Origin of the sequence: Roseateles sp., assembly GCF_039929605.1 — a bacterium.
Classification (GTDB): domain Bacteria; phylum Pseudomonadota; class Gammaproteobacteria; order Burkholderiales; family Burkholderiaceae_C; genus Pelomonas.
Genome location: NZ_JBDSQX010000008.1, coordinates 1 through 19,851 on the forward strand (window position 1 = coordinate 1; position 19,851 = coordinate 19,851).

Sequence of the window (19,851 nt, forward strand, 5' to 3'; positions counted from 1 at the left end):
TCAATGTGCGGAACGCGCCGACGCTGAAGGGTGCATCGCGCTCGACGGCCAAGTCCGTGATGGCCTGGCACAGGTCGCCGTAGTCGTGCACGACCTGATCCACGGTAAACCCGAGCGCCAACAGTTGTTTCCCGTGTGCCGCCGCACTGACGCCCATTTCTGTCAGGCGGGTCGCATCGCCGCTCGCCGCCCCTGAAATTCGCAGGCTCTCGCCGATCTCGCCTCGCTTTTCTGCCTGAAGCGTACGCGTCAATTGCTCCAGGAACAGCGGGACGCCATTGGCAAGTTGCGCTGTCGTGGCCGCACGATGCGGCCGCTGTGCGACCTTCACCCTGCATCGCGCGATCAGTTCCTCGCGGTTGTTACTTAGAAACCTGTCCATGATGAAAATTCCCTGCGCTTAGAGGGCGCGCGCAAGGCAGCGCGCGTCCGAATTCGTTCCTGCTTCGTCGGCCAGGTAACCGTGCGAACGGACCAGCTTGTGCATCGCCACGTTCTCGCGCAGCACGTAGCCAGGCACGCGCCGCGTGCCGCGCCCAGCGAGAAGGTCGTCGATCTGCGTCAGGCGGGCGAACTCGCGCAAGCGGGCGTCGAGTGAGATGACTCCGACGTAGTCCCGCCGACAAGGGGTTGTCGTCGGCATGCGCGGGACGCGGCCGGACGCGCCGCCGCCGACCGACTTCGGGTCCAACAGTAGCTCTTGATTGCGGTGGGTCATTTGCCCGCGAGTTGATGCGTTGTGCTTACAGCAGGTTGCGGCAAAGCAATCCTTCGGGTCTGTACGCCAGCGCACCGATCTGAATCCTGGACGCAAGGCTCGTGGCCTGTAGCGCTCACAGTCCGCATCTGCAACGCCTATCGGCCGGACGACCAGCAAACGCTGGGCACGGCGCTGGCGTGGGTGTCGGTCGGCATTCTGGTGTTGTGGCTGCGCGGCCTGTGGGCGGGTCAGCGCATCGCGGCGGCTCGGACCCTGTTCAGCGCTCCATGAGGTGGGAATAGGTCTGGCGGTCGGTGGCATAGCAACTGCAGGCGGCGGCCTCCAGGCCTGCGCGGTCCAGCACGGTGAGTTGGCCGCGGTGGTAGCGGATCAGGCCGCGACGCTGCAGATCGCCGGCCGCGCCGGTGATGCCGACCCTTCGCACGCCCAGCATCGCGGCCAGGAACTCCTGCGTGACAGGAAACGCGTCGACGGCGGCGCGGTCCTGGCTCATCAGCAACCAGCGGCTCAGGCGCGGGCCGATCTCGTGGTACCGCAGGCAGGCGGCGGCATTGGCCCGCTGGTTCATGAGCACGGCCACGTAGTGCAGCAGTCGATTGCGCAAGGCAGCGCTGCGCACGAGCTCCTTTTGAAAGGCAGTCGCGCGCACTCGCAAGGCCAGGCCCGCGCCCTGCACGATGGCGCCTAGCGGATCGTGCTTGTGACCCAGTGCCAGTTGCATGCCCACCATGCCTTCGCGGCCGGCCATGCCGACCTCGACGCGGTGACGGGCATCCAGCTCCGCGATCAGCGACACGAAGCTGGCGGTCGGGAAATAGACATAGCGGGTCACTGCGCCGGCTTCGGTCAGTACCTGAGCCAGCGTCAGGGCCACGGGCTCGCACAGTGCCAGCAGGCTCGCTCGCGCCGCGGCTGGAAGGCTTTCGATCAGCTGATTCATGGCGCCGAAAAGGGTCGGCCAGTCGGGGTGAGCTTCACTTGGCGGCCAGCTTGGCGATGTCCACGCGCAATTCCGTCGGCACGCCCTCGTCAATGTTGACGCAGGCGTCGGCCATCGCTGGACGGCGTAAGGCAGGTATCCGGGCCATGACGGCTCCTTGTGATGAGCTGCTCGCGCAGCAGAAGGCCCAGCCTGAGGCGATGAATGGGCGCCGTCTGTCTGCCAGCGCACTCCCGTGGGTTGTGTTCGTTGCCGCACAGACCGCACGCGCGGATCGCGGCAGCATCTCGCGTACACCCGGTGCGCTGCCATCGCCTCGTGATCTGCCATCCACAAGAAGGAAGAGTCGTGAACCATGATCGTTTCCAAGGCCAGTGGGCACAGTTCCAGGGCGGGGCGCGCGAGCAGTGGGGTAGGTTGACCGTTGAGGACGTGGCCGTTGTGGCCGGCCAGCGCGAGCGGCTGGTGCGCCGCTTGGGCGTTCTCTACGGCATCGAGGTTCAGGAGGCCGAGCAGCAGATTCGCCACTGGATACGCTGTGCCGAGCACCAGGCGCGCGGGCCGCGCCTGCGCCCATGAACAAGCCCTCGCCGCCCGCAGCGCTGCTGCGCGAGGCTCTGGCGCAGTGCGAGGAGCGGTCCCAGCGGGCCGAGTCCGCATTGGCCCAGGCGCATCGCGCCCTGCACATCACCCAGGACGCGCTCGCGCGCAGTCAGCATGACGAGCAACTGGCGCGCCAGAGTGCCGGCCGCGATGCCTTGACCGGCTTGTCCAACCGGCTCGCCTTCGGTCAGCATGCGGCGCAATCTCGCGGCCTGTGTCTGATGTTCCTTGATCTGGATGGCTTCAAGGCCGTGAACGACCAGCACGGCCACGCCGCCGGTGATGCCCTCTTGCAGGCCATCGCGTCCAGGTTGCTGCACGCGCTGCGCGGCGAGGCTCGTTCTGCGGGGCCGCATCACGCGCAAGACCGCGTCTGCCGGCATGGTGGCGACGAGTTCCTGTGCCTGCTGCCGAATGTGCAGCACCCCGAGCAGGCGCTGATGATCGGGCGCAAGTTGATGGCCACGGTGGCGCGGCCCTGCAGCATCGGGCCGATCTTCGTGAGCGTGCAGGCCAGTGTCGGCGTCGCCCTCTTCCCGCAGCACGGCAGCACGCTGGACGCGCTGGTGGCCAGTGCCGATCACGCGATGCTGCAGGCCAAGGTCAGACGTATAGGGATGGCCCTGGCTGGCACGGCGCAAGCGGAACCGCTGAGAGCGAATGCCAGCAACGGAGCGGCGGGCTGAGGCGCGTGGCTGTCGAAGCGTGCTGGCCATCAGTTCGGTGTCGAACAGACACACTTTCACGAGCTCGTCAGGCTGGCGGCTTTGCATGTCCCGAGAACCCTTGATGAGCCCGTCCACTGCCTTGCGCCGCGCGCCAACGTTGATGGCGGCTGCTGCCTGCGCGCCAGGGGTGGCGCCGCTCTTCCTCGCCACCCCGCACGTGAGTTCCTTTCTCGGCAAGCGCTTGCTGACCCGGGCCAGCGGCTTCTTCTTTCTGCGCGATGAACGCCTCTACCTCGTGACCAGCCGGCATGTGCGCGCTGCATCACCTGCCGGTGCTGCGCCACGCGATGCTGGTCTCGCCCTACGGTATCCGCTTCCAGGGCCAGGGCTTCTTCCTCACCGACGGCCGCACCCACCGCGGCACCAGCGGCGCGCCGGTGCTGATGCGCGACGCCAGTGCCGGCGCCATGGCTGCGCTGCCCTGGAAGCTGCTGGGCGTGCATTCCTCGCGCATGGACATGGGTGACCGCGACCCGCTTCCCATGCCCCTGCTCAAGCTTGACCGGGTGTTTGGTACCGGGCGACGTGGATGGCTGCCGGGTGGGGGATCGCTTAGCTCGCGTCGCCCACGGGCAGCAGCCGGTCGTATTCCTTCTTCACGACCGAATAGCACTCGCAGCTGCGCGCCTCCAGGCCTTCGCGGTCCAGCACGGTGATGTGACCGCGCGCATAGCGAATCAGCCCGGCATCCTGCAGCTTGAGCGCCGCCTCAGTGACGCCCTCGCGGCGCACGCCCAGCATGTTGGCGATGAGTTCCTGCGTCATCGCTAGCTCATTCCCACCGAGCCGGTCCAGACTCAGCAGCAGCCAGCGGCACAGCTGCTGGTCCAGCAGGTGGTGGCGGTTGCACACCGCGGTCTGCGCCATCTGCGTGATCAGGGCCTGGGTGTAGCGCAGCAGCAGGTGCAGCACCGGGCTGGAGCGGCTGAACTCTTCCTTCAGCACCGCCGCCCGCAGGCGATAGCCGCGACCGGCGCTTTGCACCACGGCGCGGCTGGTGGTGGATTCCCCGCCCATGAAGAGCGACACACCCACCAGGCCTTCATGGCCCACCACCGCGATCTCGGCGGAAGCGCCGTCCTCCATCACGTAGAGCAGCGACACGATGGCCGTGGTGGGGAAATACACGTGGCTGAGCACACTGCCGGACTCGTAGAGCACGCGGCCCAGCGGCAGCTCCACGGCTTCAAGCAAGGGTTCCCAGCGCTGCCACTCGGCTTGGGGCAGGGCGGCCAGCAACTGGTTGGCTAAAGGATCTTGGCCACGGGGCATAGGCTCGCTTGGGTGAATCGGGCAAGGTGCCGCGGGTGCCTGTCCAATATAGGCCAAAGCTGCTCCGGTGAATGTTCTGTACCGAACACACAGAAAGTTGCGCCGCCCCTGGTGCCGCCTGCGCCGCCGGGCAAAAGAAAAGGGGCCGTGGCGATTGTGCGCCGCGGCCCCTGCGTGATTCGAGTGAACGCTCAGGCCCTGTGCGGAGCCCCCTTTTGCGGGACCTTGGCCTCGCCTGATGCCGCCGTCGTGGCGCCGCTCCTGGCGGCACCGGTGTCCGCCGGGCCGGTCTTGCTGGCCACGACTTCTGGCTTGTGCTGACGTTTGTCGGCGGGCTTCTTGCTGGCGTGGTGTTTCATGGGCTGTCCTTTGCGGAGTGGTCGGGGTCGGCGTTGCGGGCTGGCTTCAGCGGGGCTGAATCCGGTCACTTCACCTCGGCAGAGCGTGGCGCCTGGCGCGATGCCCGTCTGTGCGCTGCCGCCCGATGGCCAGCGGTTTGAGCAGCTCGGTGGCCACCAGATAGGCCGTCACGATCAACGCAATGGCCGCAGCCATCGAGGCCGACGGTGTGACGAAGCCGAACCAGGCGCCCAGCGGCGTGAAGGGCAGTGCCAACGCGGTGCCCAGGGCCAGCAGCGTCGACGTGGACAGCCAGGCGCTGGGCCGCTCCGCCCATGGCCGCCCGTTGGTGCGGATGATGAAGATCACCAACATCTGGGTGGTCATCGACTCCAGGAACCAGGCGGTCTGGAATTCGGCGGCCGAGGCGTGGAAGACCGCCAGCAGCACGCCGAAGGTCAGGAAGTCGAACAGCGAGGACACCGACCCCATCACTGCGGCGAAGCGGATCAGCTGCTTCATGTCCCAACGCTGCGGCTGGGCGATGGCGGCCGGGCGCACGCCGTCGAACGGAATGCCGACCTCGGACAGGTCGTAGAGCAGGTTGTTCAGCAGGATCTGGATCGGCAGCATCGGCAGGAAGGGCAGCACGACCGACGCCACCGCCATCGACAGCATGTTGCCGACGTTGGAGCTGGCGCCCATGCGGATGTACTTCAGGATGTTGACGAAGGTGCGCCGGCCCTCGGCCACGCCGTTGGCCACCACGCCGAGGTCGCTGTCGAGCAGGATCAGGTCGGCCGCAGCCTGGGCCACGCCGGTGGCGCCGTCGACCGACAAGCCGATGTCCGCCGCGTTCAGCGCCGGCGCATCGTTGATACCGTCCCCCAGGAAGCCGACCACCGCGCCGCTGGCCTGCAGCGCCCGCACGATGCGCGACTTCTGGTCGGGCGCGAGCCGCCCGTAGGCGTCCACGCTGCGCACCTGCACGGCCAGCGCGGCATCGCTGAGCGCAGCCACGTCGGTGCCGGACAGCACCTTCTCGGCGCGCAGCCCCACCAGCGCGGCCAGGCGCTGCACGACGACCGGGTCATCGCCCGACAGCACCTTCAGCGTGATACCCGCCGCTGCCAGCTGCTTGATCGCGGCAGCGGCGCTGGCTTTGGGCGGGTCGGCGAAGACGCAGATGCCCTCGAACACCAGCGCGGCCTCGTCGGTGGCTTGCACGTCGACGGCCGCGCCTGCGATGGCGCCCGTCCACACGCGGGTCGCGATGGCCACCGTGCGCAGCCCCTCGCGCGCATGGGCCAGCACGCGGTCGGCCACCTCCACGCGCTCGCGCGCCGTCATGTCCACGGCCTGCCCACCCTGGCGGCGCTGGGTGCACAGCGTCAGCACGGCCTCGGGCGCGCCCTTGACGATGAGCAGCGTTCCCTCGGGCCCTGCGGCGAGTGTTGAGCCCAGGCGGCGGTTGAAGTCGAAGGCGCGCCGGCCGCTCAGCGTCCAGCCCGTGGCGGCGGCGGGCCCGGCCTTGACCAGGGCCAAGTCCAGCGCGCTGCGGTCACCGCCCAGGCCGGCGGCGATGGCGCCCAGCTGCGCGGCGCGCGGGTCGTCAGCCCCGGCGGCATCGACGCTGCGCGCCAGCGTGATTTCGGCCGACGTCAGCGTGCCGGTCTTGTCGGTGCACAGCACCGTCATCGCGCCCAGGTCGTGGATGGCCGCGAGCCGCTTGACGATGACCTTGCGCGCCGCCAGCCGCAGCGCGCCGCGCGCGAGCGTCACGGTCGTGATCATCGGCAGCAGCTCGGGCGTCAGGCCCACGGCCAGGGCGACGGCGAACATCAGCGAGTCCAGCGCCGGGCGGCCCATCAGCACGCGCGCACCGAGCACGATGACGACGAGGGCCAGCGTCAACCGCGCCGTCACCAGGCCGAACTCGTGCAGGTCGCGCTGGAAGGGGGAAGGCGGTTGCGCCTCGGCCAGCGCGGCCGCCGCCGCGCCGAACATCGTCGCGAGGCCCGTGCCCACGACGAAGGCCAGCGCCTCGCCGGTCTGCGCGACGGCGCCGCGGAACAGCGCGTTGCTGGCTACGCCTGAGCCGGCACGCTTGTCGACCGGGTAGGGCTCGCCGGTCAGCGCCGCCTCGCCGGCCGTGAAGCCGCTGCTTTGCAGCACGAGGGCATCGGCCGCGATGATGTCGCCGGCCTTCACGCGCAGCAGGTCGCCGGGCACGACCTGGTCGATCTCGACCTCGATGAACCGGCCGTCGCGCTGCACCTCGGCTTTGAGCGCCACCGAGCGACGCAGTGCCTCGGCGGCGCGCTGGGCGTGGCCCTCCTGCACGGTGTCCAGCCCGATGGAGACGGCCAGGATGCTGACGATGATGGCGCCCCCGATGGGGTCGCCGGTCAGCAGCGAGACCACGCCGGCCGCCAGCAGGATCAGCGACAGCGGCTCCAGCAACCGGCGGCGCAACGCGCGGGCGACGCTGTCGGGCCGGCCCACGCCGTCGCTGTTGAGGCCGTGGCGCGTGCGCTGCGTCGTGGCCTCGGCGCTGCTCAGGCCGTTCAGCGTGCACTGCAGTTCGCTCGCCCAGTCGGCAGGTGCGCGCGTCCAGAACGGCGCCGCCGGGCGGGGCTCGGTCATGCCGGCGCCACCGGCGACGGACTCCCCCAGACCCAGTCGCGGATCTCCGGCATGTCCTCGCCATGCCGGTTGATGTCGCGCTTGTCCGCCACGTTGCCGACGCGCACCCGCAGGTCCGGCAGGTGCTCGCGCAGCAGGCCCACGGCGGCCATCGTCTCGAGCATGGGGCGTCCTCGGGAGCTTGCGGAAAGCCGCGAGCCAGTGTGTCGACGCCTCTCCGGGAGGTCTGTCTGTCAGCGCACGGACATCGCGCCCACCTGCCGCACGCTGGCGGCTCCAATCTCAGCGCTGCGGGCAACCGCTGGCGCCGGGCCTCGCCGTCTGCGGGCGGCGAAGAACAGCCCGGCCAGCGCGGTCAGGCTGAGTACCGGGGCGGCCGGCTCGGGCAGATGATTGACGGGGCAGGGGGCTGTGGCCGGGTTGCAGCCGCCGCCACCGCCACCACCACCACCACCACCACCAACAGGGGGCGGGTTGCCGGGGGCATCGCAGCCGTCAACGCAGTTCAGGCCTGTGAGGTGGCCTTGGAGCACGCCGCTGGCGCCTTCCCAGGAGAAGCTGCTCCAGCCGAACTGGTTGAACTTGAGATCGCCACCGGGGAGCCCGTCGCTGCTGAAGACCAGCGCGCTGAAGTCGAACAGCGTGAGGCTCAGGCTGCTGAGCAGGTCGTTGGTGCGCGCCAGCGCGCCGAGGCTGTCCATGCCACCGAGATCGTTGGCGACGAGCATGTCCATCGTGTCGTTGATGGAGGCGCTGGCAGCACCTGCGTCGAAGATGGCGTTCATGCCGAGGGGCCAGAAGCCCATTTTGTAGTCGGCCGTTTGCGGGTCGGCGATCTGGTCGGCCGTACTGGTTTCGTAGCTGAACTCGCCCGTGAAGCCGCCGTAGCCGCGGGAGGCGTCGTCACTGTCCACGATGCCGGTATAGGCGTAGGTGACAACCGCCGCTGACGACGTTTGATACGTGGCGGCGCCGGCGAGGGCGACCGTGAAGGCGACGAGGGTGGGGCGAAATTTCATGAGGATGGCTCCGGGCTTTGTTGGAGTTGGGCGAGTGACCGATTCGGTGCGATCCACGGAGTCTCGTTAGCGCACGTTGCATCGCCGTTTCGCGGGCGGCTCGTCTCGTTTCAATTGTTGAAACGGCTCAGGCCACGAGCGTCGCCTCTGCGTGACATTGGTTCGTGTGGAAACACGCTTGGCTGTGTGTCACGCGATTCGCCGGACAGGCTCGACATTCGCGCATCGGAACAAATGAAACGCGCATCAACGCAGCTTGGAACGCGGGTGAAACGAGCGGCATCGAGCATAGGCACGTCCCACAGCCCATGCCGCCAATCGGCAATCTTCTGGAGTACTCGTTTCATGATCACCCGCCGCCACCTCATCGCCCACACCGCCGCAGCACTTGCCCTGATCGCCGCCGCCGCGAGCGCGCACGCACAAACCACCATCGATCAGAACAAGGCCTTCGCCGGCAGCGTCACACCTGGCGACGCCCCGGGCTTTCCCATCACGCTCAGCGTGCCCGGCAGCTACAAGCTCACCGGCAATCTGGCAGTGCCCGCCAAGATGATTGGCATCGACATCACCGCCCCGAATGTGACGCTGGACCTGAACGGCTTCAGCATCAACGGCCCCACCACCTGCACCTACGCTTCGGCCCAGGTTCATTGCAACAGCGCGTATGACAACCTGGCCACCCCGGGCATCGTCGCGGTCGATGGCGCCACCCTCCGCAACGGCAGCGTCACAGGCTTTTCCAGCTCGGGCGTGGTCCTCAAGGGCCAGGGCCATCTGGTGGAGAACATGGCCATTGGCAGCAATGCCGGCGCCGGCGTGATGCGGTTCGAAACCGGCGTGGCGACCACGACGCTGCGCAATCTGCGCGTCTTCACCAACGGCGGCTACGGCATCTATGCAATCAACACCTTCATTACCGGTTCAACAATCGACAGCAACCGCTTGCACGGTGTGTTCGGCGCCGGGACTGGTGGCGTATTCGTTGTCGACACGTCGGTGGCCAACAATTACTACGGCGTCATTGGGGTCGCGCTGCACGGCGTGCGCCTCTTCAACAACACCAACGGCAATACGATTGGCACGGTCTTCTCTGCCGGCCAGAACATGAGCGACTTCACGACGTTCTGAACGGAAGAATCACCATGAAGCACGCTCTTCTTCCTCTGCTGGCGCTGGCCGCAGTGCTGGGCGCCGGCAGCGCCCAGGCCGGCCCGATCGGCCTGAACGGCCGCGACCTGGACGGCAATCTCGCCAATGGCGCCGAAGCCTATTACGACACCACTTTGAACATCACCTGGCTGGCCGATGCCGACTACGCCAAGACCTCGGGCTACGACGCTGACGGCCTGATGCAATTCACCCAAGCCAAGGCCTGGGCCGCTCAGCTGACCGTGGGCGGCATCAGCGGCTGGCGCCTGCCCAAGATCACCGACCCGACGCTGCCCTGCGCGCCAGGGTGGTCGACGGCCAACTGCGGCTTCAACCCCCAGCCCGGCAGCAGCGAGATCGCCTCGATGTTCTTCGACACCTTGGGCAATATCGGCTCGCGGGACAGCGTGGGCGGCTGGCGACCCGGCGTCTCGGGCGTGGACTTCGGCATGGTCAACACCGGACCCTTCCAGAATCTGCAGAACGAGCGCTACTGGTTCGGCACCCCTTACCAGTTCGACTATTACGACGACGCTTGGCATTTCGACTTCAGAGACGGCGCTCAGGGCTTTCTGATCAAGGAATATGACTTCCACAGCTGGGCGGTGCATGACGGCGACGTGGGCCGCCCCACGGCCACCGTGCCGGAACCGCGAGGCATCCTGTTGGTGTTGATCGGCCTGGCGGCCCTGGCCGTCGGCCGGGCTCGGCGAATCCAACAGTCGTAGCGTCGCCTTAGCGCAGCCCACGCGAGCCGGTGTGTCAACGGCTATCCATGAGGTCTGTCTGTCAGCGTACAGACGCCTCCCGGGTGCGGCGCCCAGAGTCGGCCGTGGCGACCGTTTCGGTCTCCTTCGCCAACACAGGAACACCGATGCGACTGCGCATGATCAGCCGGGGCCGCCCGATGGAGGCGCCATGAGCGACACGCTGCATCTGCTGCGAGCGCGCGGTCAGAGCCTCTGGCTGGAGCAGGTCAGCCGGGAACTGCTGACCGACGGCGCGCTGGCGTACTACATCCGCGTTCTTGGCGTGAGCGGCTTGTCGTCGACCCCGGCGCTGTTTGAGCGCGCACTCCGCCACGGCTGCGCCTATGACGACGACATCGCGCGACTGACACGCCCCGGCGACACCGTCGAGGCACTTTTCTTCAGGCTCGCGTTGGAGGATCTGCGTGCTGCCGCCGACCAGTTGCAGCCGAGCTTCCAGGAGAGTGGGGGGCTCGACGGCTGGGTGTCGCTGGCGGTGTCGCCGCTGCTGGCCCACAACGCCGCCAAGGCCATCCAGGCAGCTGCCGCCCTGCATGACGCGGCCAACCGCGACAACCTCCTCATTCAGATCCCCGGTACGGCGGCCGGCATGGAGGCGGTTGAGGAATCGATCTTTGCCGGCATCCCGGTCAACGTGACGCTGCTCTTCTCGAGCGAGCAGTACCTGGCCGCATCGCGGGCCTATGCCCGAGGCATCGAGCGGCGCCTGGTTGCCGGTTTGAGCCCACATGTGGCTTGTGTGACTTCGCTGTGCATCAGCCGCTGGGACGCGGCGGTCGAGCGGCGCCGGCCACCTGGCCCGCAGCCGCAGCTGGGCCTGGCGATGGCCAAGCGGACTTACCGTGCCCATGTCGAGCTGCTGGCCTCGCCGCGCTGGCAGGCGCTGGTCAATGCAGGCGCCCGGCCACAGCGCCTGCTGTGGGCAAGCAGCGGCGGCAATGACCCCGCCGCACGCGACACGTTCTACATCGAGTCCCTGATGGCGCCGGGCACCATCAGCGCGATTCCCGAGGCCACCTTGCTGGCTTTGGCGGAGCACGGCGAACTCGGTCCGCCCTTGCCAGGCGACGGCGGTGATGCGGAGAGCGTGATTGCCGAATTCAAACGTGCCGGCATCGACGACGAGGTCGTCGCCGCCCAGCTGCAGCGGGAGGGAACCTATGCCTTCACGACGGCCTGGCATGGCCTGATGGAGCACCTGGCGGGCAAGCGGGAACATGCAGCGGTCTAGATAGGAGGCTATCGGGCTTGGGGTCGGTCGCACCAGACGTAGAGGCCGCCAAGTCGGTTGCTGACCCACTCCGGGCGAAACACCACTTCGCCGCTCCGCCATCAAGTCGCCAACGTGATCACCAGCCGCGGTGAGCGGGCGCGTGAGCAGCAGGGCAGGAACTGGTCGTTGGCGGCCTGCTCTTCCGGCGTGAGGTATTGATCGCGGTGCTCGGGCTCGCCCGCGACCACGCGGGTCAGGCAGGTGCCGCAGACGCCTTGCTCGCAGGACGTCAGCAGCGGCAGGCCGGCGGCCTGCAGGGCCTGGGCGGCGGTGCAGCCTGCGGGCACATGGATGAGCTCGCCGCTGCCTTCGAGTTCGATGTCGAAGGGCTGGTCGTCGCCGTCGGGCTGGCGTGGCGCGGCGGCGAACAGCTCGCGGTGCAGGTGCGCCTCGGCCCAGCCGAGCTGGCGCGCGGCCGCGAGTGCCGCGTCGATGAAGCCCGCCGGGCCGCAGACGTACAGCTCGGTGCCGGCAGGCTGCGCGGCCAGCACGGCGGGCATGTCCATCGCGCTGTTCTCGTCACCGACATGCAGCCGCGTGTGGGCCGCCAGTGGCGCGTCGGCCAGCGCCGCCAGAAAGGCCATGCGGGCGCGCGTGCGGCCGGCGTAGTGCAGCGCAAAGGAGCGCCCCTGCGCGGCCAGCTGGTGCGCCATGCCGAGGATGGGCGTGATGCCGATGCCGCCGGCCAGCAGCAGCTTGTGGGCAGGGGTGGGCCGCAGCGCGAAGTTGTTCTTCGGCGCGCCGACCGCCAGCGCCTGGCCCACCTGCAACAGCTCATGCACCGCCGCCGAGCCGCCGCGCGACTCGGTCTCGCGCAGCACGCCCAGCACATAACGGTGCGTCTCGCCGGGCGCGTTGCACAGCGAGTAGGGCCGCACCAGGCCGCCGGGCAGATGCAACTCGACATGGGCGCCAGCCTCCACCGCCGGCAAGGCAGCGCCCGATGCGGGTTCCAACGTCAGCTCGACGACATCCTGGGCGGCCGCTCGCTTGGCCGTCAGGCGCATCTGCAGCAAGTTGCTCATGCGCCGGCCTCGGCGGCCAGCACGCGGTCGATCACCTTGCGCGACTGCACGCCGCCGCCGTCGATGTTGAGCATCAGCAGCTTGCGCTCGGGGTGGGCGAGCAGGTTGGCCTGCTGGCGCTCCAGCATCTCCTGGTCTTCCGCAAAGATCTTGCCCTGGCCCTCGCGGATTTGCGCCGTCAGCGCCTCGTCCTGCGGCTTGAACTTGCGGGCCATGCCCCAGAAGTAGTGAATCGAGGTGTCGGTCTCCGGCGTGATGAAGTCCACCACCCAACTGGCCGCCTTGAACTCGTCGGGCGCCGCGTAGCCGCCGTGGCCCAGCAGCGCCACGCCCACCTCGATCATGATGTGGCTGGGCGGCGTGAAGTGGCAGATCTGCCAGCGGTCCACCGGCTGGTCGTCGGGCAGGCCATTCATGCGCAGGGCCATCTTCCAGAAGGGCGGCGCCTCTATGCCCTGCATGTGGCGCTCGGTGATGACGTGGTCGCCGTCCACGCGCGTGGTGCAGGGGATCTCGTCGATTTCCTTCTGGCCGATGCTGGTGGCGTGCACATAGGTCTCGTGCGTCAGGTCCATCAGGTTGTCGACCATCAGCTTGTAGCCGCAGGCAATTGTGTACAGGCCGCCGCCGTAGCCGAAGGCGGGGTTGCCCAGCCATTCGAAGGCCGGCAGCTGGGCCACGTCGGCTTGGGCGGCGTCACCCGGCCAGACCCAGATGAAGCCGTGTGCCTCATGGATGGGAAAGCTGCGGATGGCCGGGAAGCCGCGCACGCGCTGGCAGGGCATGGCGACGGTCTTGCCATCGCCACCCATGGCCAGGCCGTGATAGCCGCAGACGAGGGTGTCGCCGTGCACGCTGCCCAGCGACAGCGGCGCGCCGCGGTGGGGGCAGAAGTCCTCCACCGCGCTGACCTGGCCGGCGCTGTTGCGAAAGAAGGCCATCGCGTGGTTGCAGACCTTGCGGCCCAGGGGCTTGTCGCTGCCGACCTCGTCGCTGCGGGCGGCCACGTACCAGGTGTTGGTGATGAACATGTGGTCTCCTTCAGCGGGGCGCCATCCGCAGCGCGCCATCCAGGCGGATGACTTCGCCGTTGAGGTGGCCGTTGCTGGCGATGTGCAGGGCCAGCGCGGCGAACTCTTCCGGCAGGCCCAGGCGTTTGGGGAAGGGGATGGACGCGGCGAGGCTCTGCTGCACCTCCTCGGGCAGCTCCTTCATCAGCGGCGTGGCGAACAGGCCCGGCGCGATGGTGCAGACGCGCACGCCGAACTGGGCCAGGTCGCGCGCCAGCGGCAGCGTCATGCCGACGATGCCGCCCTTGGAGGCCGAGTAGGCCTCCTGGCCCACCTGGCCGTCGAAGGCGGCAACCGACGCGGTGTTGACGACGACACCGCGTTCGCCATCGGCCAACGGGGCTAACGCCACCATGCGGCTGACGGCCAGGCGCGTCATGTTGTACGTGCCGATCAGGTTGATGCGCACGACGCGCTCGAAATCCTCCAGCGGCGCGGGCGAGCCGTCGCGTTGGACGATACGCTTGGCGCTGCCGATGCCGGCGATGTTCATCAGGATGCGGGCCGGGCCGTGGGCGGCTGTCGCGGCATCGAGCGCGGCAGTGACGGAGGCTGCATCCGTGATGTCGCAGCGCAGCGCCAGCGCGCGGTCGGCGCCGATGTCGGCGGCCACGCGTTGGGCGCCGGCTTCGTTGATGTCGAGCAGGGCGACGCGGGCGCCCTGGGCGGCGAGGGCGCGGGCCACGGCTTCGCCGAGGCCGGAACCGGCGCCGGTGACGAGGGCGGTTTGTCCAGAGATGTTCATGGTGTTCAGCGTTTGGGGGTGATGACGTCGGGGTGGCCCATGGGGGCCTCGTGCAGCAACTCGACCAAGGCGGCGCGGCGGCTCAGCACTGCGCGCTGGTTGATCGAGCCTTTGTCGGTGATCTCGCCGCCGTCGATGGACGGCGGCTCGGCCAGCAGCAGCAGCCGGGCCGGGCGGGTGGCGCTGCCGGTGCCCTCGGCCCAGAGCTGGTTGGCCAGCGCCTGGAAGAAGCCGCGCACGGCCGCGTGGTTCAGCACGTCGGCGGCGGCGGCGGTGTCGTGCAGCTCGGCCAGGCGGCGGGCTTCGTTCACGCGCGGCACGATCAGCAGGCCGACCTCGTCGCGCCCCAGGCCCGTGACGACGGCGTCGTGCACGCAGGGGAAGCCTAAGGCGATCACGCGGGCGCGCAGCGGGCCGACGCTGACGAAGGTGCCGGTGGAGAGCTTGAAGTCCTCGGCGATGCGGCCGTCGAACATCAGGCCCTGCGTGGGGTCGGCGGGGTCGCAGGGCCGGGCGGCGTCGCCGGTGCGGTAGTAGCCCTCGTCGTCGAAAGCGTCCTGCGTCAGCTCGGGCTCGCGCCAGTAGCCGGGCATGACGTTGGGGCCGCGAAAGCGCACCTCGGCCTTGTCTCCGGTGGGCACGAGCTTCACTTCGACGCCAGGAATGGGCCAGCCGATGAAACCGGCGCGCGCCTCCTCGGGAATGGCGAAGGTGCAGGTGGGCGCCGTCTCGGTCATGCCCAGGCCGGCCGCGAGGCGGATGCGCTCGCCTATTGCCGCCTCGGCCAGTTGGTTGAAGGCGTCCAGCGTCTTCAGCGACAGCCCCGCGCCGCCGCATTCCACCAGCTGCAGCCGGCTGAAGAAGTGGTCGCGCAGGGCGGTGTCGGCCTGCAGCGCCGAGACGAGTTCGTCAAAGCCCTTGGGCACGTTGAAGAAGATCGTCGGCGCCACCTCGCGCAGGTTGCGCAGCGTGGCCTCGAAACGGCCGGGCACGGGCCTGCCCTCGTCGATGTAGAGGCTGCCGCCGTTGTAGAGCACCAGCCCCAGGTTGTGGTTGCCGCCGAAGGTGTGGTTCCACGGCAGCCAGTCCAGCACCACCGGCGGCTGCTCGGCCAGGAAGGGCATGGCCTGCAGCGTCATCTGCTGGTTGGCGCACCACATGCGCTGGGTCATGACGACGCCCTTGGGCGCCTTGGTGGACCCCGACGTGAACATCAGCTTGGCGATGGTGTCGGGGCCGATGTCGGCATGGGCGGCGTCCAGCGCCGGGCCGGGCTGCGCGTCGAGCAGGTCGGCAAAGCGCAGCGCGGCGCGACCTTCAAGCTGGCCCTCGCCGAGGATGACGTGGGCGTCCGCCGCGACCGTGGCTGCAATGGCGCGCGCATAGCTCGCGTCTGCCGCGTAGACCGCGCCCGGCGTGGCCTTGGCCAGGATGTGGCGCAGCCGGCCGTGGTCGGTTGACACCAGCGAGTAGGCCGACGAGACGCTCACGCTGGGGATGCCCGCCCACATCGCCCCCAGCATCAGCGCCAGGTGTTCGAGGTCGTTGTCGGAGAGGATGACCAGCGGCCGCTCCACGCCCAGGCCAAGGCCCAGCAGGGCCTGGCCGAGCGCGCGTGCCCGCCCCACCATCTCGGCGTAGCTGACGCGCCGCCAGGCGCCGTCCGCACCGCGCTGTGCCGCCAGCAGCCGGCCCGGCGCCGCCTGCGCCCAGTGCGCCAGGCGCTCGCCCATGTGCTGTGGGTAGGCGGCTAACGGTTCCGTCGAGCGCAGCACGAAGCCGCCGTCGGCGCGGTGCTCGACACACGCCTCCTGGCAGCCGATGGCAACGGGGCGGTAGCGCGGCTTCATGACTTGACGATCTTGGGCGTGCGCTTCTGCAGGAAGTCCTGCAGCCGCCGCTTGGCCTCGTCGTCACCCTGGGCGATGGCCGCCATCAGCGACTCCATGAACAGGCCGTCGGCCTGCGACAGGTCGGCGATGCGCGGCAGGGCCTGGGTCACGGCGAAGTTGGACAGCGGCGCGTTCTGCGCGATGCGTGCGGCCAGCTCGACGGCCTTGGCGACGGCCTGGCCGGCGGGCACGACGTACTGCACCAGGCCGCGGCGCTCGCCTTCCTGCGCGTCCAGCACGCGGCCGGTCAGCATCATGTCGCTCATGCAGGCCACGCCGGCCAGGCGCGGGATGCGCGCCGACCCACCGCCGCCGACGAAGATGCCGCGCTGGCCTTCGGGCAGGCCGAAGTAGGCGGTCTCGTCGGCCACGCGAATGTGCGCGGCCGCCGCCAGCTCCAGGCCGCCGCCGACGACGGCGCCATGCAGCGCGGCGACGACCGGTGCGCGGCAGAACTGGATGGCGTCCATGACCACATGCCAGCCACGTGAATGCAGCACGCCCTCGGCCACGCTGCGCTCGCTGAGGTCCGACAGGTCCAGGCCGGCGCAGAAGTGGCTGCCCTCGCCGCTGATGACCAGGGCCTTGGTCGACGCCGGCAGGTTGAGCAGGGCGGTGTGCAGCTGGCGCATCAGCGCTTCGTTGATGGCGTTGCGCTTGGCCGGGCGGTTCAGGCACAGGTGCGTGACGGCGCCGGCATGCTCGATGCGCAGCAGGTCCAGCTGGGCCAGCAGGCCGCTGGCGGGGAGGAAGTCGGTGGCGGCGTTCATGCGTGGCTCAGTTTGGAGAGAGCGGCGGCCAGGCCGCCCCAGTGGTCGCTAAAGAGGCCGGCGTCCATGGTCTTCACGTCACGCATCAGCGGGCGGAAATCCATGTGGGCCAGCACGTCACGTTCGATGTCGATGCCGGGCGCGATCTCGGTCAGCTCCAGGCCGTCGGGTCGCAGCGCGAACACGGCACGCTCGGTGATGAAGAGCACCTCCTGGCCGCGCCTGGCGGCATCGCGGCCGTTGAAGGTGATCTGCTCGACCTGCTCGACGAACTTGCGCGCGCGGCCTTCCTGGCGGATGTGCAGCTGGCCGTCGGCCACGGCAAGCTCGACGCCGCCGGCCGTGAAGCTGCCGCAGAAGACGATGCGCGGCGTCGAGGCCGTGATGTTGATGAAGCCGCCGCAGCCCACCGGCCGGCCGTTGAACTTGCTGACGTTGACGTTGCCGTGGCGGTCGGTCTGGGCCAGGCCGAGGAAGCTGCAGTCCAGGCCGCCGCCGTCGTAGAAGTCGAACTGCGCGCCCTGCTCGATGATGGACTCGGGGTTGTAGGCCATGCCGAAATCGCCGCCCTGGGCCGGCACGCCGCCATTGACGCCGCATTCCACGCTGAGGCTGAGCAGCCCGGCCACGCCCTCCTCGGCGGCCACGGCGGGGATGCCGGCCGGGATGCCGATGCCGAGGTTGGTAACGGCGCCCGGGCGCAGCTCCAGCGCGGCGCGGCGGGCGATGACCTTGCGCTCGTCCAGTGGCATGACGGGCATGCTGCCCAGCGGCACGCGCACGTCGCCGCTGAAGGCCGGGTTGAAGGCGGTGGTGATGGTCTGCAGATGGTTCTCGGGCTTGGCGACGACGACGTAGTCGACCACCAGGCCCGGCACCTTGACGCTCTTCGGGTGCAGGCTGCCGGCGGCCACGATGGCCTCCACCTGGGCGATGACGATGCCGCCGCAGGCGCGAGCCGCCTGGGCGATGGACAGCTGCTCCAGCAGGATGCCTTCCTTGTCCAGGCTGAGGTTGCCGCGCTCGTCGGCGTAGGTGGCGCGGATGAAGGCGACGTCGATGCGCGGCGAGGGGTGGAAGAGCCATTCCTCACCCTCGAACTCGACCAGACGCACCAGGTCTTCCTGCGCGGCGGCGTTGAGCTTGCCGCCTTCCAGCCGCGGGTCGACGAAGGTGCCCAGGCCGACCTTGGTCAGCAGGCCCGGCGAGCGGCTGGCGATGTGGCGCGTGAGGCTGGACAGCGAGCCCTGCGGAAAGTTGTAGGCCTCGACCTCGCCGGCCTGCACCATCGCCATCATGGCCTTGCCGGTTTGCCCGAAGTGGCCGGCGACGACGCGCTTGACCATGCCCGCGTGGGCGAAGTGGGCCATGCCGCCCGTGCCGGCGTTGCCGATGGCGCCGCAGGCCCAGGTGGTGAGCTGGCGCGGGTGGCCGGTGGCCAGGAAGTGGCGCTCCAGCCCCTGCAGCGCCTCTTCGGCCAGGCCCATCATGGCCAGGCCGCCGAGGAAGAGGGTGGCGCCGTCCTTGACGAGGGGGCCGACCTGGTCGGCTGTGATGATTTTCATGGGGTCAGGCCTTGCAGAAGTCGGGGTTTTCAATCAGCAGCGCCATGCCCTGGCCGCCGCCCACGCAGGCGCTCACCACGGCATAGCGCTCGCCGCGGCGCTGCAGTTCCAGCGCGGCCGTCAGCGTCAGGCGCAGGCCGGTGGCGGCCAGCGGGTGGCCCAGCGCGATGGAGCCGCCGTTGACGTTCAGGCGCTCCGGGTCGAGCTCAAGCGCCTGGGCGCAGGCCAGCACCTGGGCGCCCTGGGCCTCGTTGATCTCGATGAGGGCGATGTCCTGCAGCGTCAGGCCGCAGCTGGCGAGCAGCTGGCGGATGGCGGGCACGGGGTCGATGCCCATGATCTCCGGCGGCACGCCGGCAGCAGCAGCGCCGGCCAGCCGGGCCAGCGGCCGGCGAGCGGCGTTGCGCATGACGGCGCCGGAGGCGACCACCATGGCCGCCGCACCGTCCACCAGCGCGGCCGAGTTGCCGGCCGTCTGCACGCCGCCGTCGTAGACCGTGCGCAGCCCGGCGAGCACTTCCACCGGCGAGGGCTTGGCATGCGTGTCCTGGGCCACCACAGCGACCTTGCGCGGCGGGCGGATGCCGCGGTCGTGGTAGCCCTCGCGCTCGAAGCGCTGCGCCGTGATGGGCGCGATCTCGTCGGTGAACCAGCCTTGCGCCTGGGCGTGCACGGCGCGCTCGAAGGAGCGGGCCGCGTAGGCGTCCACCGCCTCGCGGCGGATACCGTATTGGCGCGCGAGGTTCTCTGCGGTCTGGATCATGGAGACGCGGGCGGCCGGGTCGTCCAGTGCCTCCCACAGGAAGTCCTTGAACTCCACCGGTGCGCCCAGCTTGAAGCCGCTGCGGTGGGTGTAGGCGCAGATGGGGTTGCGGCTCATGGACTCGGTGCCCACGGCCAGCACCGTGTCGGCATAGCCCAGCGCGATCTGGTCGGCCGCCTGGCGCAGCACCTCGAAGCCGCTGCCGCAGATGCGCTGCACGCCGATGGCCGGCGCGGCGATGTCCAGCCCGGCGTACAGCCCGACATGGCGCGGCAGCACGAAGGCGTCGAAGTCGCCGTGCGCCATCGAGGCCACGACGCTGGCGCCGATGGCCGTCGGTTGCAGGCCGCTGCGCGCGATGGCGGCGCGGGCGGCGTGGATGCCGAGGTCGGTCGGCGACACGGCGGCCAGCGCGCCGCAGTAGTCGACCCAGGGGGTGCGAGCCCCGGCAAGCAGCCAGGTGTCGTGCAGCGGGCGGGAGAAGTTGGGCATGGCGGCGTGCGGTGAGGTGTTAACGGTAGCTATGCATTAGCGTGGTTAACTGTAATAAGGTTGATA

At 69.2% G+C, this 19,851-nt stretch carries 19 protein-coding genes and 2 pseudogenes; 6 read left to right on the forward strand and 15 right to left on the reverse strand.

From position 1 onward, the window contains the following. The 3 genes and pseudogenes from ABIS05_RS01150 to ABIS05_RS01160 form a co-directional block, all read right to left on the reverse strand. Nucleotides 1-382: pseudogene (locus tag ABIS05_RS01150) on the reverse strand (sensor histidine kinase); the annotation flags it as partial. A gap of 18 nt (nucleotides 383-400) precedes the next feature. Further along, nucleotides 401-691, reverse strand: coding sequence for a hypothetical protein (locus ABIS05_RS01155; RefSeq protein WP_348063202.1), 291 nt, complete (start codon nucleotides 689-691; stop codon nucleotides 401-403). A gap of 286 nt (nucleotides 692-977) precedes the next feature. Next, the gene (locus ABIS05_RS01160; protein ID WP_348011430.1) at nucleotides 978-1,661 is read right to left on the reverse strand and encodes a Crp/Fnr family transcriptional regulator; all 684 of its coding nucleotides are present in this window, start codon (nucleotides 1,659-1,661) and stop codon (nucleotides 978-980) included. Between the two features lie 348 nt (nucleotides 1,662-2,009). On the opposite strand from ABIS05_RS01160, the gene ABIS05_RS01165 reads away from it, so the two are divergent. The 3 genes and pseudogenes from ABIS05_RS01165 to ABIS05_RS28170 form a co-directional block, all read left to right on the forward strand. Continuing rightward, nucleotides 2,010-2,240, forward strand: a complete 231-nt coding sequence (locus ABIS05_RS01165) for a general stress protein CsbD (RefSeq protein ID WP_348011431.1) — start codon at nucleotides 2,010-2,012, stop codon at nucleotides 2,238-2,240. Further along, nucleotides 2,237-2,950, forward strand: coding sequence for a GGDEF domain-containing protein (locus tag ABIS05_RS01170; RefSeq protein WP_348011432.1), 714 nt, complete (start codon nucleotides 2,237-2,239; stop codon nucleotides 2,948-2,950). Before ABIS05_RS01165 ends, ABIS05_RS01170 begins: the two co-directional genes overlap by 4 nt. Before the next feature lie 299 nt (nucleotides 2,951-3,249). Further along, nucleotides 3,250-3,648: pseudogene (locus tag ABIS05_RS28170) on the forward strand (hypothetical protein); the annotation flags it as partial. On the opposite strand, the gene ABIS05_RS01180 reads toward ABIS05_RS28170, so the two are convergent. The 5 genes from ABIS05_RS01180 to ABIS05_RS01200 form a co-directional block, all read right to left on the reverse strand. Then, nucleotides 3,545-4,264: a Crp/Fnr family transcriptional regulator gene (locus tag ABIS05_RS01180; protein WP_348011434.1), complete on the reverse strand. Its 720-nt coding sequence runs from the start codon at nucleotides 4,262-4,264 to the stop codon at nucleotides 3,545-3,547. The pseudogene ABIS05_RS28170 and the gene ABIS05_RS01180 sit on opposite strands and share 104 nt — an antisense overlap. A gap of 191 nt (nucleotides 4,265-4,455) precedes the next feature. Then, complete coding sequence (locus ABIS05_RS01185; protein ID WP_348011435.1) at nucleotides 4,456-4,623, reverse strand: hypothetical protein; 168 nt, start codon at nucleotides 4,621-4,623, stop codon at nucleotides 4,456-4,458. Between the two features lie 70 nt (nucleotides 4,624-4,693). Further along, nucleotides 4,694-7,249: a magnesium-translocating P-type ATPase gene (mgtA, locus tag ABIS05_RS01190; RefSeq protein ID WP_348011436.1), complete on the reverse strand. Its 2,556-nt coding sequence runs from the start codon at nucleotides 7,247-7,249 to the stop codon at nucleotides 4,694-4,696. Further along, nucleotides 7,246-7,413, reverse strand: a complete 168-nt coding sequence (locus tag ABIS05_RS01195; RefSeq protein WP_348011437.1) for a hypothetical protein — start codon at nucleotides 7,411-7,413, stop codon at nucleotides 7,246-7,248. The genes mgtA and ABIS05_RS01195 overlap by 4 nt, the downstream gene beginning before the upstream one ends. A 69-nt stretch (nucleotides 7,414-7,482) precedes the next feature. Beyond that, nucleotides 7,483-8,268: a hypothetical protein gene (locus ABIS05_RS01200; protein ID WP_348011438.1), complete on the reverse strand. Its 786-nt coding sequence runs from the start codon at nucleotides 8,266-8,268 to the stop codon at nucleotides 7,483-7,485. A 345-nt stretch (nucleotides 8,269-8,613) separates the two neighbouring features. Here ABIS05_RS01200 and ABIS05_RS01205 point away from each other — a divergent pair, with 345 nt between their 5' ends. From ABIS05_RS01205 to ABIS05_RS01215, 3 genes are all read left to right on the forward strand, one after another. After that, nucleotides 8,614-9,399, forward strand: coding sequence for a right-handed parallel beta-helix repeat-containing protein (locus tag ABIS05_RS01205; RefSeq protein ID WP_348011439.1), 786 nt, complete (start codon nucleotides 8,614-8,616; stop codon nucleotides 9,397-9,399). 14 nt (nucleotides 9,400-9,413) lie between these two features. Further along, entirely contained in the window at nucleotides 9,414-10,148 is a 735-nt protein-coding gene (locus ABIS05_RS01210; protein ID WP_348011440.1) for a hypothetical protein, read from the forward strand. A 190-nt stretch (nucleotides 10,149-10,338) separates the two neighbouring features. After that, nucleotides 10,339-11,421, forward strand: a complete 1,083-nt coding sequence (locus ABIS05_RS01215; protein WP_348011441.1) for a transaldolase — start codon at nucleotides 10,339-10,341, stop codon at nucleotides 11,419-11,421. A 101-nt stretch (nucleotides 11,422-11,522) separates the two neighbouring features. Here the strand turns inward: ABIS05_RS01215 and ABIS05_RS01220 are convergent, their stop codons facing one another. The 7 genes from ABIS05_RS01220 to ABIS05_RS01250 are packed head-to-tail and all read right to left on the reverse strand — an operon-like array spanning nucleotide 11,523 to nucleotide 19,785. Next, on the reverse strand, nucleotides 11,523-12,488 hold the full coding sequence (locus ABIS05_RS01220) for a PDR/VanB family oxidoreductase (protein WP_348011442.1): 966 nt from the start codon (nucleotides 12,486-12,488) through the stop codon (nucleotides 11,523-11,525). Continuing rightward, the gene (locus ABIS05_RS01225; protein ID WP_348011443.1) at nucleotides 12,485-13,519 is read right to left on the reverse strand and encodes an aromatic ring-hydroxylating dioxygenase subunit alpha; all 1,035 of its coding nucleotides are present in this window, start codon (nucleotides 13,517-13,519) and stop codon (nucleotides 12,485-12,487) included. Before ABIS05_RS01225 ends, ABIS05_RS01220 begins: the two co-directional genes overlap by 4 nt. A gap of 10 nt (nucleotides 13,520-13,529) precedes the next feature. Beyond that, nucleotides 13,530-14,303, reverse strand: a complete 774-nt coding sequence (locus ABIS05_RS01230; protein ID WP_348011444.1) for an SDR family NAD(P)-dependent oxidoreductase — start codon at nucleotides 14,301-14,303, stop codon at nucleotides 13,530-13,532. 5 nt (nucleotides 14,304-14,308) lie between these two features. Further along, complete coding sequence (locus ABIS05_RS01235; protein WP_348011445.1) at nucleotides 14,309-16,153, reverse strand: feruloyl-CoA synthase; 1,845 nt, start codon at nucleotides 16,151-16,153, stop codon at nucleotides 14,309-14,311. Then, entirely contained in the window at nucleotides 16,150-16,965 is an 816-nt protein-coding gene (locus ABIS05_RS01240; protein WP_348011446.1) for a crotonase/enoyl-CoA hydratase family protein, read from the reverse strand. Before ABIS05_RS01240 ends, ABIS05_RS01235 begins: the two co-directional genes overlap by 4 nt. Continuing rightward, nucleotides 16,962-18,530, reverse strand: coding sequence for a CoA-transferase (locus ABIS05_RS01245; protein WP_348011447.1), 1,569 nt, complete (start codon nucleotides 18,528-18,530; stop codon nucleotides 16,962-16,964). The genes ABIS05_RS01240 and ABIS05_RS01245 overlap by 4 nt, the downstream gene beginning before the upstream one ends. Before the next feature lie 4 nt (nucleotides 18,531-18,534). Next, the gene (locus ABIS05_RS01250; protein WP_348011448.1) at nucleotides 18,535-19,785 is read right to left on the reverse strand and encodes a thiolase family protein; all 1,251 of its coding nucleotides are present in this window, start codon (nucleotides 19,783-19,785) and stop codon (nucleotides 18,535-18,537) included. Between the last annotated feature and the right edge of the window lie 66 nt (nucleotides 19,786-19,851).